The sequence below is a fragment of the Bacillus sp. Hm123 genome (assembly GCF_051842975.2).
Taxonomy (GTDB): domain Bacteria; phylum Bacillota; class Bacilli; order Bacillales; family Domibacillaceae; genus Bacillus_CE.
The window spans coordinates 1,855,658-1,870,852 of the sequence record NZ_CM200277.1; the positions used below are offsets into that span (position 1 = coordinate 1,855,658).

Here is a 15,195-nt window from a genome sequence, read left to right on the forward strand (position 1 = left end):
TTAGATTAATGGAAACACTTTGTCACACGGCACTTCCGTTGTAAAAGCTGCCACCCGTTCAAGAGGAATGTTAAGCGGAAACGGAAATTGATGAAACGGAGCATTAACCATTTTAATAATGACCGGTGAAAGGGTAAGATGCCCTAGTTGAACATCCGCCACTGTTCCACAAAAAATCGGACGAAACACTTGCCCAAGCAAATCAAGCTGTGTGGCTTGGGTAATCACCAATATCTCTTCTCCTTGTAACATCTTTAATTCACGGAATAAATGGTCATCAGTTTTCGACATAATCCTTTCCTCACTCTCTGCCTTTAATTTTTTAATAGCATCATTTTCATGATTTTTTTCCAAAGGGACACAAACCGAATGGTAGAAACATAACGAATATCGTTTAATGGAATAAGATGATCGGTGTTGAAGAATTGAAGGAACACTTCTTTATTCGTCGTTTGAGCGATCTTTCCAAAAAACGAGTGATCGGCTGTTTTCACCTCTATCCATATCCCTTTCCATGAATGAAGATTCGTTCGCAACGATTCTTCAAAAAACTGTTGAATGAGTGTGTCTTTTTTCGATACAGTTTCCCCGAATCGAAGGAGGAGTTTTTGCTGTAATTGATTATCGTATATATGGTGTTGATGAGGGTTGGAGTAGGTAGGGTATCCAAAGGGAATTGTAGCGGAATCAATGGATGAATAAGGAATCCAAATCCGCTCTTTTAAATTCGTTAGCATCACAAAATCTCTTCCAATAGCGGTGACCTTTCCTTCTGTCGTAATGACGGCATCATGATCAACGAAAGATGAAACCACTACTTGTTGATTTCGTTTCATTTTAAAAAACTTTTTCAATATTAATGGCTTCTTCCTTTTTTCATCTTGTTGCGTAATGTTAAATAAATTTTGTTGACTGATATATTCGGATAGAATTTTCGTTTCTTCCAAAGAAACAGCACTTGTCGGCGAAGAAAATGACGGAGATAGGTCCAGCATGTGTTCATTTTCTTCTGATGGCGGAAACCCTTCCTTCATAGTGACCCTCCTTCAACTATTCAATCTCTTTTAGACTATGAAAGTGGATATAATTGATGTAGTTGTTTTTACCAATAAATATCCATATTTTCATTTTAACCGCTAGAATTTAATCAATCAATTGAATGAGATGATCAGATACCGCCTCAATATTGACCTGTTTATCACCAACTGCCATATTATGATGAGCTCTTATTTGCTGATTGGAGTCCACGATATACATGCTCGTAGAATGAGTCACATATCCATCTTCATTTCTCTCATAAAACATGCTAAAATGATCGGCAAACTTTTTTGTTTCTTGATCAGACCCTCGTAAAAACAACCAATTGGAGCTAGAAATCTGAAACGCCTCTTTATACTGTAAGATTCGCTCTTTCGTGTCATAGTTCGGATCTAATGTGATCGCTACAATGAGATACTGATCTTCTGACACCCCTTTTTCTTTCAGTAGCTGTTGTAATTCCTTTACATCAGACATAGTGGTGGGACATATATCTGGACATTTTGTGTAAAAGAACATAATCAACTTCGGCTTTCCTGTAAAGGATTGCTCTTTTCCGCTTACTTCTGTGAGCACCGGCTCATGCACCTCTCCAAGCTTTGGAAAATCTACTGACTTGGGCCATAACCACCACACTAAAACAAAACCAAACGCAAATAAAATGCCAATGGTGAATACTTTCATCTCATCTCTCTCCTTCTTTGATGTGAATCGCTACACTCGAAACGAATAACGAATCATCACCATCGTTAACGTATGAAGAATTGTTGTGAAAAGAGCTAGACTGTATATGTTTGTTGTAAGCATGGCTTCTGAATCAATCGGGATATTGCACAGAGCGGGATTTTTCAGAACAGCAGCGAGCATCGTTCCCATAATCGCTCCCATCGCGCTGTTGTAAATGCTAATTAATTTCGCTGGATTCCTCATCATACCACCGAAATGCCAGCCAATAAATATCGACAGCAAGATGGGGATAAAATATAGGAAAGAACCCACCGAAGGCAACGACAGTTCAAAATGAAGGGCTAAAATAAAAGAAGAAGTCATCGTAATAGCCATACACATCGTCATCGAAAATCGTTCATCCAATAATAATTGTTTCTTTTTAAGCATACGATAAACGGAGTAAAGGGCGACAGCATTCCAAATAAATAACAGGATGAGCAACATGATTTCAGTTCACGACCTTTTAATGGAAATATGAACAAACAATAAGCTCACAACAAATAAACCGTGAATAAACCAGATAAACAGATGAGGTACTTCTAACACGCTTCCGATCATTGGAGCCATCAAGCCAATGACTAGACCATTCGTAAAACCAGTCACAAATGTTTGATAATCAAATAACAACCCAAATAACGCACCAACCGCTGCCCCTACTAATGTTGAAATCATAGTGATCAGCGTATAGTGAAACGGATATTGCAAAATAAGCAAAATGCCAAAAAGTAAGGCAGCCATCCCTCCCATTAAAATGCTAATATTCATCCCTAGTTGAAAACCAATGAGTTTCTTCCTCCGAAACACATAAAGATAAACCCCAAGACCGATACAAGCATCCGCATAAATGAGAAATAAAATGGTATATGGTGACATAAGCGCTCCTTTAAAGAATTGATGAAATCCGCTAATTACACATCTTCAACAATGTATGCACTGACCGAATCATTCATGAATGCCCAAAACGAAATGTCTCTTCAGCTTACAAATTGACTCTCATCGCATAAAAAAGAAGGTGGCCCTCGCCACCTTCTTTCTCTTTTACCCTTCGATTGACTTCACAAGATTTGCCATTTCAATCGCCGTAGCCGCTGCTTCCCAGCCTTTATTGCCAGCTTTCGTTCCGGCACGCTCAATCGCTTGCTCAATCGTATCGGTCGTTAATACGCCGAAGATCACTGGCACACCCGATTGCATCGCCGCTTGAGCCACTCCTTTCGTCGCTTCATTACTCACGTATTCAAAATGAGCAGTAGAACCACGAATGACCGTTCCTAACGTCACCACTGCATCGTACTTGCCGCTATCCGCCATCTTTTTCGCAATTAACGGAATTTCAAACGCGCCTGGCACCCAAGCAATCTCGACATCCTCTTCATCGACACCATGACGGCGTAACGCATCCTCTGCCCCGCTCAACAGCTTGCCCGTAATAAATTCATTAAAACGCGCAACAACGATTCCAACTTTTAACCCTGTACCAATTAAATTTCCTTCATATGTTCTGCTCATCTCAAAATCTCTCCCTTATTGTAAAGTGAAACTTCAATCAGTAGGGGCTTCATTCCCCACTGATTGTTAGTTGAACTAACCGGGCATTTATGGGTTGTTGATCACCCACCTACCTACAGCTACCATGTTGAGGTGGGGTCTTACAGCCCGTTAATGCGGGGTAAATGTAAGCATATGCCCAAGCTTCGATATTTTCGTCTCTAAATATTGCCGATTTTCCGCTTTTGGCGGCATTTCGATCGGTGCGCGCTCTACGACTTCAAGTCCATAGCCTTTTAATCCGGAAATTTTGCGCGGATTATTCGTCAACAGTCGCATCTCCTTCACTCCGAGATTGCGTAAAATTTGAGCGCCAATGCCGTAATCTCGCAAGTCATCCGCAAAGCCTAATTTTTCGTTCGCTTCGACCGTATCTAACCCTTGTTCCTGCAATTTATACGCCTTTAACTTATTCATCAGCCCAATGCCGCGACCTTCTTGACGCATATACAGTAAAATCCCTCGGCCCTCGACTTCAATTTGCCGTAACGCCGCCGCCAGCTGAGGACCGCAATCACAGCGGCAAGACCCGAACACATCTCCCGTTAAACATTCGGAATGGACGCGAACGAGCACTGCCTCGCCATCATTCACATTTCCTTTCACTAGCGCGACATGCTCTTTGCCAGACAGCTTTTCGGTAAAACCGACCGCTTGAAAATGACCAAAGTCCGTCGGTAAGTCGATCTCCACTTCACGAGTAATTAACTCTTCCTTTTTACGACGATACTCAATTAAATGTTGAATCGTAATTAGCTTTAAGCCTAGCTCCTCAGCCATCGTCACTAAATCCGGCAGCCGCGCCATCGAACCGTCCTCTTTCATAATTTCACAAATGACGCCTGCGCCTTTCGCTCCCGCAAGATGAGCCAAATCGACCGCTGCTTCTGTATGTCCCGCGCGCTTCAATACGCCGCCTTTTTTAGCGACGAGCGGAAAAATATGACCCGGTTGCTTGAAATCCTCTGGTACAGCTTTATCGTTTAACATTTCTTGAATCGTCGTCGCCCGCTCAAACGCACTAATGCCGGTATGCGTTGATTGGTGATCAATACTGACGGTAAAAGCGGTGCCGTGACTATCCGTATTGTTCGTCACCATCATTTGCAAGCCAAGCTTTTCAGCGATTTCTTCCTCCACAGGCACGCAAATCAAGCCACGTCCCATTTTCGCCATGAAATTAACCATTTCCGCATCGGCAAACTGAGCTAAACCGATAAAATCACCTTCATTTTCCCGATCCTCATCGTCGACAACGATCACGACTTTCCCTTGCCTTAAATCCGCTAATGCTTCTTCGATTGTGGCAAACATGTCCTTTTCCCCCTGTCTGTATTATGCAAATCCGTGCTTCGCTAATAAATCCATCGTAATCGTAGAAGTCTTCTCTTCTTTTTTATGACCAAGCATTCGCTCAATATACTTTGCCAATAAATCGCACTCAATATTGACCGGATCACCGATATTTTTCTCGGCTAAAATCGTTTCCTCCTGCGTATGCGGAATAAGCGAAATCGTCAACTTCTTATCATCCACCGCAAAAATCGTTAACGACGTACCATCTAACGAGACTGAGCCTTTGTGTAAAAAATAGTGGGCATACTCTTCAGAAAATTCAATGTCGATATATAGTGCGTTTTCTACTCTTTTTTTACTGACAATCGTGCCGACACCATCAATATGACCAGAGACGAAATGCCCACCGAAGCGACCATTTGCTGCCATCGCTCGCTCTAAATTCACTTTCGACCCACGAGCTAACACACGTAGTGACGTCGCATGAAACGTTTCTGGCATCACATCAGCGGTAAAATGAGTAGCGGTAAAACTCGTCACTGTCAAACAAACACCGTTGACGGCGATACTGTCACCGAGCTTCACATCTTCAAGCACCGTGTTCGCTTTGATCGCTAACTCTAGCGACTGAGCACCCGCTTTCAGACTTTCCACTGTGCCGATTTCTTCTATAATTCCTGTGAACAACTCGTTTCACATCCTTCTTTTGGCGACGCGGTTATTTTGATATCTTGTCCAATGATTTCAACTTTTTCGAACGTTAATGGCACCGCTTCATCCATGATCGCAAACCCTTGACCACCAACCGCTGTTGGCGCCAGCTTCCCGCCGATCACTTTCGGCGCGACATAAATTAACATCTGTTGAAACGCTCGTTTTTCAATAAAAGACGCATTGACTTCGCTTCCGCCTTCTACGAGAAGCGTCATAATGCCGATATCACCTAGCTTTTTCAATAAAAGTGGAATATCAATCTCTCGCGTTTGTAAGCGAATCACTTTCACCTCTTGTTCAATTAATTGCAGCTCTTTGGACTGAAGTGCCTCTTGGCCACAAACAACGATCGTTTCCGCTTGTTTATTTTTCACAACATGGGCGGTGAGCGGAATCCGCAAATGCGTATCTAATACAACTCGAATGGGGTGTTTACCTCCCTGGGGCAGACGGGTGGTTAAGATGGGGTTATCTTGTAAAACGGTATTGATGCCAACTAAAATCGCATCTTGCTGATGGCGAATATAGTGCACATCCTCTCTTGCTTGCTCACTCGTAATCCAGCGACTATGTCCGGTATACGCAGCAGTTTTGCCATCGGCTGTTATGGCTGTTTTCATCGTGACGTATGGTGTTTTCGTTTGAATAAAATGAAAAAATGGCGCTAATAATTCCGAAGCTTCCTGCTCGCAAATCCCGGTCTCCACTTCAATCCCGGCCGCTCGCAACCTGTCAATCCCTCTTCCAGCCACCGCCGGATTCGGGTCCTTAACAGCGATATACACTTTCTTAATCCCTCTCGCAATCGTCAAATCCGCACAAGGAGGCGTCTTCCCATAATGAGAACAAGGCTCAAGCGTCACATACAACTCCGCTCCCCTTGCCTCCTCACCAGCAGCGGCCAAAGCATGCACCTCCGCATGGCCCTCTCCCGCTTTCATATGGGCACCCATGCCAATCACACGACCATCCTTCACCACAACAGCTCCCACCGGTGGATTCGGCGACGTCTGACCTCGAACTCCTTCAGCGAGCGACAACGCAATCTTCATATAATGTTCTCGTAACATCGTCCCTAGCCATCGCTCCTCTCTTCTCCAACTCGTCCAATGAAACACATCAATTGACAGCCCATCAATCGACAAAAGCCCCTTATTTATAAAAAATAAGGGGCATAAATGGCATAACCAAATAAGCGTCTAAAAATCCAAGTTTTAAAAACGCCTCATCCTTTTCCCATCCAGACTATCACTGTCGGCTTCGGAATTTCACCGAATCCACCGCAAACGAAACCGCATGCGGGTCACGGACTAAGAGCATGAGCTCATCACCGCCGGTGGGGAATTTCGCCCCGCCCCAAAGGATCAATATTCAAGTTAATTCTTATTATTACCTTTGGAGTGTGATTGTGTCAAGGGTTTGGGTGTTTGTTGTTCGATTAATTTTGGTTGAAAATTAGAGCACCTACCTCCTCTAAATGTTTTTCGAAAGGTTCTACATCACCACCACCTCCGTAATTGAGTTGTTTTGGACATAGAAAAAAGCACCCATTTATTGAGTGCTTGAAATCCCTGGTATGTACCCATTTAAAAATGAGTAATATGCAGCAAGTAATAAAACTGCTGTTGCCAATAAATCAGCTATCATTTTAGGAATCTTAAACAAATTTAATATTATGCGAGTACCTACATAAGCAGCCGCACATATTAATGCAAAAATAAATAATTGAAATGCAAAATTACTTAAAGTTTCTTTTAAAGGATCTAAATTGATACTTTTCATAAAAACCCCATCTCAAGGATGGCGAAATTGTCCTTCTCATATATACGGCAGGAGTACGACAAAATTATTTAAAAAGTGCTGGTTCTCTATCAATAACATTTAGAAAAACATTTTTTATTTCTATTTTTTTCATGGTTGGAAACATTTTTTCTAAATCTGCAACTATACTATTTAACTTGCGGTCATTGAGATATATTTTGGGTTTTGGTGATGTGTTTAGGATGTCGTAAATAACCTCTTCTAGTATTTCTGTTTTTTGTTTTTCATATGTACTTTCTAATTTAACATTGTTCAATAAATCATTTACTTTCGACTCAATTCTTGGAATTCGAAAAACCATATTTCTAGTCACGCTCCACACATCGTCAACAGCAGATTCAATATCATCCACCCTGCTCTCTATATTACTCGAACTTGATTCAACATTATCTGCAATATCTCCGACTAAATCTACTCTATATCTCAAGTCTGATTCAAGCTCTTTAATATCTTCCACTATTTTTTTAGTTTGGATACTCAAATCATTCTTTAAATTTAATAATGTATCTTCCAATTCGATTGTAGCTTCTTTAAACTTCTCAATGAATTTTTCTCTTTCATTTTCCATAAATAAGCTAAGAAGCTGGTTTGGAGTAAGTGATTGATTCTGACCATCTCCTCTAATTTTATAGGTTCCACTTTTGGTACAGTAAGGTTTAAATAGACCAGTTGGTACATGTATTTTATAAACCTCTTTATCGGATAATTGAACTACTTCTACATTAACGTTAACTGGAGGTATACAGCTCTGTGCTTTATCCAAAATAGATAATTTAATTCCATCGTTAATCTTACACCCGACCACACGCCCCACTTGTTTTCCTTCTTGATTTTTCGCTTCTTCAACCCCCAAATAAATACAACCTCCATACTGAGAGTTTGCAAAAGAAACTAAATCTTCTGCGTCCAAACCTTTTACATTTAATTTATATTCCACATCAAAACTTTCTTCTTCAATGTATACTTCTTTAGACATGATTCCCTCCTAGAAAAACACTCTACTTTTTCATAATTATACATCAACATGAACTTTACAATCTTCAATTTTCCGCTCCGCTTGCTCTAAATAGATTTGAACAGACGACTAAGTGATCCTAAGTAACTCTGCTGTATACTCGAATGACAACCCTTCAGCTCTCACGAGAGTAAAACATCTTTCTCCCGCTTCGTTAAATCAGCTAGAACATTATCCACTGAATAGCATACTCCACATCACTAATCATACTGTTGATCATCGATTTGTCTTGTTGGTTTAACTCCGTCAATTCCTCTTTGTCTTCAATAGCGGTCTTCATTTTCTTCAGCTCTATTAATGATTATTTATATTCAAAAATTAGTTTTCGCATATTGATCCTCCTTATCGCTGTCAGACAAAGCCTCTGACTTCCTGGCAGACTGTTTCTTCCACTTCTTGATGCTGCTGTTTCCATTCCCTTAACTGTTCTTTCAAGCTTGGATTCGCCTTGATCACTCCTTAATTGCAGAATTAAAGAAAAATTGTATTTTAGTTGCAATGACACGAATAGTTGCCAAAATTATTGATTTTAGGTACTTTCGTTGCCTACTGAAAATATGGAAATAAAAAGGACACCAAGCTCTAAAAAAGCTGTAAAGCCACTCTAAAGTTTTGGTGTCCTCCAGTTGGCTGGTAGAACTTATTTTTTCTCGTTAATACATTCCTCAATTATGGCCTCTATTAACCTGACCCTTTTATTCCCTAAATATGTAAGATTAATTATAAATATCAAAAATATTATCACGGAGATAAATAACTCTACTGGAGAAAAAACGAGTAACCTTTTTAGAATTGGATTCACAAAAAGAGACTCCGGCGACCTTATGTAAAATAAGGTCAGTCCAACCAAAAAGCTAATCAATATTTTAAAGTACGTTTCTTTTTCCTTCTCTTCTTTAAAAACTAAAAAATAAGCCTTGAGTAAACGTAAATTATTCAAATCATGTTGAGTATAGACTAAGATCTTATTTTTAGCATTTTTTAGGTTTAACAATAAATTTTTTTCCACTTTTATTTCAGAAAGTAATTCGTGAATTAATAAATGTCCTCCATTTAAATCATTAAACCATTGATAAAGAGAGTTATATTTTTCTTTCTCAAACCTTAGCATATCTTTATTTTCTTTTCTTGTTTGGAGTCCAAAAGTCAGTAATAAACTTGACGAAACGAATATAACTCTAAAAATCTTTCCAATCGGAGATTCAAAGAAGTAGGTCATCATGAACATACTCAAAATAATAATTACTATGACTATTACTATTGGGCTAAAAATCTTCTCCCTCATCCCACTTCACCCTTTTCACCTTTCCGTTACAAATGACAATTGCTTTATTATTCATATTAATTATATCCAATTCCAGTAACATTGTACTAGTATTTATTTCTAATTTTTCAATCTCACAAAGTGGATTTCATCTACTTCACCACCTTCATAAAAAAGACACCAAACAGCGCTTAACGCGTCATTCAGTGTCCTTCAGATGGCTGAGAGAAGATCAAATTCTATTTAGATGAAAATATAGAGTTGTGCTTCCCAATAAATCATGACCTGGGCTTCTTTTTGCTATTATGAAAGAATCATCAGAAATAGAAAGTAAGTAGTTAAAATTATGAGCATTCCCTGCAAGATCCTTACACATAATTTTTATTTTAAAACATGGGGAAATAGCACTTGATTTTGATCCAAATATCTTACAATACATATATACATTACCTAACGCCATAAATACAGGTGGAAATTTTATTGTGAAAGCCGAATCATCACCTTCACCAGAAATATACAATGTTTCCTGCTGCGGAAAATCGGTTACTTGATAAGTACCAGCATTACCTTCAGTACATACCGTTATCATTTCTTTATTCGCACCCCACAGGTCCTCTCCTAATTTTATATGTATTTTTTCGTTTAGTTCACTGTCTGTTATATATTTTATTATCTTCTTATAATTTGTGAACTCTAAATTAATTTTCACTTCTTTAGCAATCCCTTTTGAAACATTCACTAAAGGCAGTTTAAACTCTTGTTCTTCAAGATCTGTATCTTGAGTTATCCAATTAAAAAAATGAAAACTAGGCTTCATATAATCAAGAGTGAATGTGTAATTTTTCATTTTGGGAACAATTAAAGGTTCAAGGCTTTTTTTGTATTGATCTTCCTGTCTCTCAATTGACTTTCTAGCTAGATACGCAGAATAAAAAGCAGCCCCTGCTGCTCCTACTGTGGCCATCATCCCAAATAAAGCTATTAATATGTCTACCATATCTTTGATTGTCAAAACTCTTCCCCTTCCTCCCGTCTCATCCGCTTCACTTTCCCCTGATGCGTGACAATTTTGTATTCACCATATGGTGGCAGCTCTCTGAGTTTGGCTTTGCCGTCACAGATCCACCACCACACAGCTATTTGGTAATTCCATTATATCCAATTCCAGTTTCATTGTGGAAGGATCGATCACAATTTCTTTAATAGTAGAGAAGTCCCCGATCTATTAAAATAATATTGTCAATAGTATTTAAAAGGACTGTAGCTTTCTCGGTTTTTTTGCATAGTTTTTTCTATAATGGGAAAACTTTTTATTAGGCGAAACCTCCTTTTTTTCATACAGTTGATGTGCAACCACTTAAGTCAGGAGCGATCCTGGCTTTTTTGATGTAATCCATTAACCCAAAAATGTGACAAAGTTACATGAGCGTAATCTCTCCACTTTTTAAAGACCACAGTATGGACCAATATGGAGCATGATTCTACTGGTGTCGTAGGAGAACCAACTCCTTTAGTGCTTGGATCACTACTTTTATGAATTGCGGCCAATCGAATGATAAGTCATTGTGTGTTACTAGTGTTCCTCCAAGAGAGCTAGCGAAATCACTCGGATATATCGGATGAACCTCATGGCAAGCGCAATTCATTTGTTGCCGCATTTTCAACGAAATGCGTAATAAATAACAAATCAAAAGTTGAAAAAATAAATTCTGTCTGTTAGCATTTAACAAAAAAAGTTTACATATAAAGAGGTGAAAGAATGTCTCCTAAAGTCCGCTTGTATATATCCGGCATAACTGCATTGTTATTTGTCATTCTAGTATTCATGAACTTTATTGGCTATTGGCAAGCTAATCCGACGATACAAATTCTTTTCTTTTTTATTATGGTCATCTCAATTTTTAATACAGGTATGGAAGCCGGTAAAGATTCAAAAATCAAGAGCTGATTGGTAGATTCCGATCGGCTTTTTTTGTTGAATAATCAACCTATTTTTTTATAAAAATAGTAAAACTTTGTACTCTTGTCCATTCAATATTTAAATACCAGCATACTTTATAGTAAAAGGGGGAAGGAGGGAATTTGAATGTTTAATGACAGAAAACGCCGTGATCGATTCGATGATGATGTAGCAGGTATTTTTGATCGTGATGATAGAAAAATAGTTCTTGATGTTGATAAAGTGATTATCCGCGCAGACGATGTAGTTATTGTGAAAAAAGATGACAGAAGACGTCGTGATCGATTCGATAATGATGTAGCAGATATTTTTGATCGCAACGATAGAAGAGATCATAAAAGAAAACGTTGTTGGTTTTAACCTCTTTCAGTGTCTATAAGTTCACTTAGAAATTTCAATCAGTGGGGGTTTTCTTCATCCCCCACTGATTAAAATAGGTACATAGAGGGTTGATACAATCACAAACGAATTCATGGACGTATCGGATATTTAACACTAGATACCTATGAACCTCCCCCACCTATCGCCTTCGCACTTGAGGTAGGGGTTTCTTGTCGATCCCCTTGATATCAGAAGCTGGACAATGTCCATAGGTGTACACGACACCCTCGTCTTTCTCGGGGACTGACGCTCCCATATGGAAGCAGTGGTCTTGACGCAAGGTATCTTCTCGACAGCTTGCTGCCACCGTAAGCAACAGAGAGAACATTCCCTCTGGGGCGGTTCTGCCCATCTACTACGCCTGTACAGGACGTAGATACGTGATGTTAGTCAGCATCACTTCTCGAAACTTCCCGTACAAATATTGGGATAAGATATTCGCTGCACCGTGGACATCCCGATGCTGTTCATAGCCGCAGGAGCATTGGTAGTTTCGTGAACGGACTTTGTTTCGTTTTCCGCAAGCAGGGCATGCTTGCGTCGTATAGGCTTCGTTTTCTTTTGATAAGGAGACGCCAGTCGCTTCTAATTTATAGGCCAACTGCTTGGTTAGTTTTCCAAAGCTCCAGTTGCTGAGTTTTTGGTTCACTTGTTTGGAACGGAGGCGTTTTCTTTTTTTGTTTCGTTTGCTTGTGTGCCGCTGAACGCCTTCCACATCGCCAAGAGCGACATGCCCGACTTCTTGTTCCACACACCAGTTCACAAAGGCTCGGGTCGTCTTATGCAGGAGATCTCCTAGCTGCCGTTCGCTTTTGGAGAGAATGTACTTCTTTGCCCGGTTGTATTGGCGCCATTTTCTCGACCCTTTTTGACACCGGCTCATGAGAATTTGTAGCTCTCTCACTTTTTTATTTCGCAACCGGTGAATGCTGCGCATCTTCCTGCCCGAAATCACTAGCGCTTGTCCGCTCGTACTGACGGCGGCAATCGTATGAATCTCACCTGGATCAATCGCGGCTGTATGACCATCTGAAATCGGTACAGGCTCGATGCCATCTTCATACGACAAACAGGCATGCCACCGACCGTCGTAGACGAGTTCTACTTCTTTGACTAGACCATTGGGGACGGACGAAAGCTTCAATACGAGAGGTGTCTGTTGTTTTCCCTTCCATCTTCCTAAGCTAAGTATCAGTTTACGTCCTTCTAACACGAAGGATTTGTCCACCCATTTAGGATGAAACACGAATTTTTCTTTGTATGGATACCGGATAGACTTGTTCGTTTTTCGCGCTTGACGAACGCCTTCTCGGGCATGCAAAAACTTATGGCATACCGCTTGGATCGTCTGACTGTGAAGAGGATATAAGCCTTTGAGTTCAGCTTGAAGGTTGCTTTTGTTAATCCACTTGCCGTGAATCCGGTAATAATACCGAGCCAACTGCACGCAGTCATTCCAAATTGTTCCGCAGATCCGACGTAGGTGAAATAACTGTTGAAGCGTGGACTGTGGCGCTGAAAAGCCCGTTTTCAACGTTCGATACATGAGATCCCCTCCTTTGTCATCATTATAAAACGAATATATGTTCCTATCAAGAACAAATGGAAACTTTCATCCTTTTTTCTTTCGACAAAGTTCGGGAGGTCCTCAACGAAACGCTTTTCGGCTGTGCCGAACCGAGATTCATCCCCTCCCTACTCGCTGGTCTGTGCCCTTCACGCTCCTTGAGGAAGAGGACTTCTCTCGGATTATGTTAAAATGGGGCCTCCTACCACCATTGCTCCTGCATAAGCTGTAATTAAATATCCAATAGATGAGACAGAAACCTGAAAAGCAAGAGCAAGTTCGTTCATCATACCTGCAACCATAAATTCTGATGTAGTCATACAAAAGATAGCTAAAGCTAGCAAATAAATCATCGATGGCATAAAAACACTCCTTATTTATTATTGTAATGATTGGTACAAAAATAGCGAGAAAAAAGAGCGCACTAAGCGCCGAAAATGGACTCCATTGTTCCTTTGATAACCTGTTCAGCCAACGTCCGATTTTGCATCGATACATTAAGAACACGGAACCCGTAATAACTGCTCAAAAAAAGACTAGCTAATTCCTCGGTTGATAGATTCTTTGAAATTTCACCCGTTCGCAATCCTTCCTCCATCACCTTTTCAATAGCTTGTTTAAGAAGCTCAACATGCCTTGAGAAAACTTCTTGAACCATTAAATCATTATTAGCTCGTTCCACGCTGGCATTGATCAATAAGCATCCTTTTTGATCAATATTCTCAAAGTCTTCCTTCAATGCCCATTCAAAAAAATTATTTAACCGTTCTTTAACTGGAATTGGAGCATTTAGCAGTTTCTTTTGTTCCCTAATCCCATTTTCATGATAGCGTTCTAATACTTGTTTATACAGTTCATGTTTGCTACCAAAAGTATTGTATAAACTTCCTTTCCCAAGGCCTGTATCACTGCATAAATCTTGTGTAGAGCACCCCTCATATCCTCTTGTCCAAAATGTTTTCATTGCAACATCTACAATTGAGGAATGATCAAACTCTCGGGGTCTGCCGCGTTTATTCAATTTTATCCTCCTCTCATTTTAAAGATCACATTAATAAAATATATTTTTTGTACCGATCAGTCAATAAAATTATATTGTATAAAAATTAACAAACTGAACAAGATGATAAAAGCAATAAAAAACAACATTGAAAGAGAGGAAACGAAAATGACTAAGAAGTGGTTACGTATACTACCTGTGTTTTTATTATTAGCGATGGTGCTGATAGGCTGTAATAATAATGATCCGGTAGAAGAAAATGATACGCAGCAAACACCTGACAACAACAATATGAATGAGAACAATGGAGACAATGATATCCTTCCTGATGATGACAATAATACAGACAGAGATAATGATATCGTTCCTGACGATGGCAATGATACAGACGGAAATAATGATATCATCCCTGATGGTGACAATGACATGAATGAGAATAATGATATGACGCCAGGTAACGATGAAAATAATGAAGATATAATTGAAGATAATCAAGATATACAAGATCCTGATAATAAAGATGAATAAAGTGAAAATTCGATTGGCTATGGTCTTGCAGGCTAAACACCTGCATTACTAAAAGGGCTATTTTCAATCTATCTGAATAAAAAACAATGCACAACAAAAAAGGAGCTATCTTAATGTATACCCTTCTAAGATAGTTCCTTTTATTTACTATTTCTTACCTGAACCTTTTCAAACTAACAGGACAGTATATTACTTCCCCCATAACCTTTGAAGATCTAATGGTACGTATACTTCACTTCCATGAATTTGTCTATGTATTAATGGATTCAAAAATTGTTCTGCCTGATGTGTTTCTTCTTTACTACGACAAAATTTTAAAAAGTGCAGGTGCTTT

18 protein-coding genes, 2 pseudogenes and 1 riboswitch are annotated in these 15,195 nt (G+C 39.5%); of the genes and pseudogenes, 3 read left to right on the forward strand and 17 right to left on the reverse strand.

The genetic code is table 11. From position 1 onward, the window contains the following. The 14 genes and pseudogenes from ACSVDJ_RS09475 to ACSVDJ_RS09540 form a co-directional block, all read right to left on the reverse strand. Nucleotides 1-291: a hypothetical protein gene (locus ACSVDJ_RS09475; protein ID WP_439168304.1), complete on the reverse strand. Its 291-nt coding sequence runs from the start codon at nt 289-291 to the stop codon at nt 1-3. 23 nt (nt 292-314) lie between these two features. Beyond that, nucleotides 315-1,034: a hypothetical protein gene (locus ACSVDJ_RS09480; protein WP_439168306.1), complete on the reverse strand. Its 720-nt coding sequence runs from the start codon at nt 1,032-1,034 to the stop codon at nt 315-317. Nucleotides 1,035-1,143: 109 nt separating this feature from the next. Next, nucleotides 1,144-1,722 carry an SCO family protein gene (locus ACSVDJ_RS09485; protein ID WP_439168308.1) on the reverse strand — a complete coding sequence of 193 codons (579 nt, stop codon included), beginning with the start codon at nt 1,720-1,722 and terminating at the stop codon, nt 1,144-1,146. 30 nt (nt 1,723-1,752) lie between these two features. Next, nucleotides 1,753-2,154: a hypothetical protein gene (locus ACSVDJ_RS09490; RefSeq protein ID WP_518618701.1), complete on the reverse strand. Its 402-nt coding sequence runs from the start codon at nt 2,152-2,154 to the stop codon at nt 1,753-1,755. Between the two features lie 66 nt (nt 2,155-2,220). Then, the gene (locus ACSVDJ_RS09495) at nt 2,221-2,640 is read right to left on the reverse strand and encodes a hypothetical protein (protein WP_439168312.1); all 420 of its coding nucleotides are present in this window, start codon (nt 2,638-2,640) and stop codon (nt 2,221-2,223) included. A 165-nt stretch (nt 2,641-2,805) separates the two neighbouring features. Continuing rightward, the gene (ribH, locus tag ACSVDJ_RS09500; RefSeq protein WP_439168313.1) at nt 2,806-3,276 is read right to left on the reverse strand and encodes a 6,7-dimethyl-8-ribityllumazine synthase; all 471 of its coding nucleotides are present in this window, start codon (nt 3,274-3,276) and stop codon (nt 2,806-2,808) included. A 150-nt stretch (nt 3,277-3,426) separates the two neighbouring features. Further along, nucleotides 3,427-4,629, reverse strand: a complete 1,203-nt coding sequence (locus tag ACSVDJ_RS09505; RefSeq protein ID WP_439168315.1) for a bifunctional 3,4-dihydroxy-2-butanone-4-phosphate synthase/GTP cyclohydrolase II — start codon at nt 4,627-4,629, stop codon at nt 3,427-3,429. Nucleotides 4,630-4,650: 21 nt separating this feature from the next. Beyond that, nucleotides 4,651-5,298 (reverse strand): riboflavin synthase, encoded by a 648-nt coding sequence (gene ribE / locus ACSVDJ_RS09510; protein ID WP_439168317.1) that lies wholly within the window; start codon nt 5,296-5,298, stop codon nt 4,651-4,653. Then, nucleotides 5,280-6,395, reverse strand: coding sequence for a bifunctional diaminohydroxyphosphoribosylaminopyrimidine deaminase/5-amino-6-(5-phosphoribosylamino)uracil reductase RibD (gene ribD / locus ACSVDJ_RS09515; protein ID WP_439169063.1), 1,116 nt, complete (start codon nt 6,393-6,395; stop codon nt 5,280-5,282). The genes ribE and ribD overlap by 19 nt, the downstream gene beginning before the upstream one ends. A gap of 154 nt (nt 6,396-6,549) precedes the next feature. Further along, nucleotides 6,550-6,693, reverse strand: a riboswitch (FMN riboswitch). A 183-nt stretch (nt 6,694-6,876) separates the two neighbouring features. Further along, nucleotides 6,877-7,107 (reverse strand): hypothetical protein, encoded by a 231-nt coding sequence (locus ACSVDJ_RS09520; protein WP_439168319.1) that lies wholly within the window; start codon nt 7,105-7,107, stop codon nt 6,877-6,879. Nucleotides 7,108-7,171: 64 nt separating this feature from the next. Beyond that, entirely contained in the window at nt 7,172-8,122 is a 951-nt protein-coding gene (locus ACSVDJ_RS09525; RefSeq protein ID WP_439168320.1) for an AlbA family DNA-binding domain-containing protein, read from the reverse strand. 679 nt (nt 8,123-8,801) lie between these two features. Next, on the reverse strand, nt 8,802-9,446 hold the full coding sequence (locus ACSVDJ_RS09530; protein ID WP_439168322.1) for a hypothetical protein: 645 nt from the start codon (nt 9,444-9,446) through the stop codon (nt 8,802-8,804). A gap of 211 nt (nt 9,447-9,657) precedes the next feature. Beyond that, on the reverse strand, nt 9,658-10,437 hold the full coding sequence (locus ACSVDJ_RS09535) for a hypothetical protein (protein WP_439168324.1): 780 nt from the start codon (nt 10,435-10,437) through the stop codon (nt 9,658-9,660). Continuing rightward, nucleotides 10,434-10,599, reverse strand: a pseudogene (locus ACSVDJ_RS09540) (XtrA/YqaO family protein). The gene ACSVDJ_RS09535 and the pseudogene ACSVDJ_RS09540 overlap by 4 nt, the downstream one beginning before the upstream one ends. Nucleotides 10,600-11,184: 585 nt before the next feature. On the opposite strand from ACSVDJ_RS09540, the gene ACSVDJ_RS09545 reads away from it, so the two are divergent. After that, nucleotides 11,185-11,373, forward strand: a complete 189-nt coding sequence (locus ACSVDJ_RS09545; protein WP_439168326.1) for a hypothetical protein — start codon at nt 11,185-11,187, stop codon at nt 11,371-11,373. A gap of 138 nt (nt 11,374-11,511) precedes the next feature. Then, nucleotides 11,512-11,745 carry a hypothetical protein gene (locus ACSVDJ_RS09550; RefSeq protein ID WP_439168327.1) on the forward strand — a complete coding sequence of 78 codons (234 nt, stop codon included), beginning with the start codon at nt 11,512-11,514 and terminating at the stop codon, nt 11,743-11,745. A gap of 376 nt (nt 11,746-12,121) precedes the next feature. Here ACSVDJ_RS09550 and ACSVDJ_RS09555 read toward each other — a convergent pair whose 3' ends face one another. From ACSVDJ_RS09555 to ACSVDJ_RS09565, 3 genes and pseudogenes are all read right to left on the reverse strand, one after another. Beyond that, on the reverse strand, nt 12,122-13,312 hold the full coding sequence (locus ACSVDJ_RS09555) for an RNA-guided endonuclease InsQ/TnpB family protein (protein ID WP_439168328.1): 1,191 nt from the start codon (nt 13,310-13,312) through the stop codon (nt 12,122-12,124). Between the two features lie 206 nt (nt 13,313-13,518). Then, a pseudogene (locus tag ACSVDJ_RS09560) lies at nt 13,519-13,695 on the reverse strand (MFS transporter); the annotation flags it as partial. Between the two features lie 62 nt (nt 13,696-13,757). Next, nucleotides 13,758-14,354: a TetR/AcrR family transcriptional regulator gene (locus tag ACSVDJ_RS09565; RefSeq protein WP_439168330.1), complete on the reverse strand. Its 597-nt coding sequence runs from the start codon at nt 14,352-14,354 to the stop codon at nt 13,758-13,760. 147 nt (nt 14,355-14,501) lie between these two features. Between ACSVDJ_RS09565 and ACSVDJ_RS09570 the strand changes: the two genes are divergently transcribed. Further along, nucleotides 14,502-14,861, forward strand: coding sequence for a hypothetical protein (locus tag ACSVDJ_RS09570; RefSeq protein WP_439168331.1), 360 nt, complete (start codon nt 14,502-14,504; stop codon nt 14,859-14,861). The last annotated feature ends 334 nt before the right edge of the window (nt 14,862-15,195 follow it).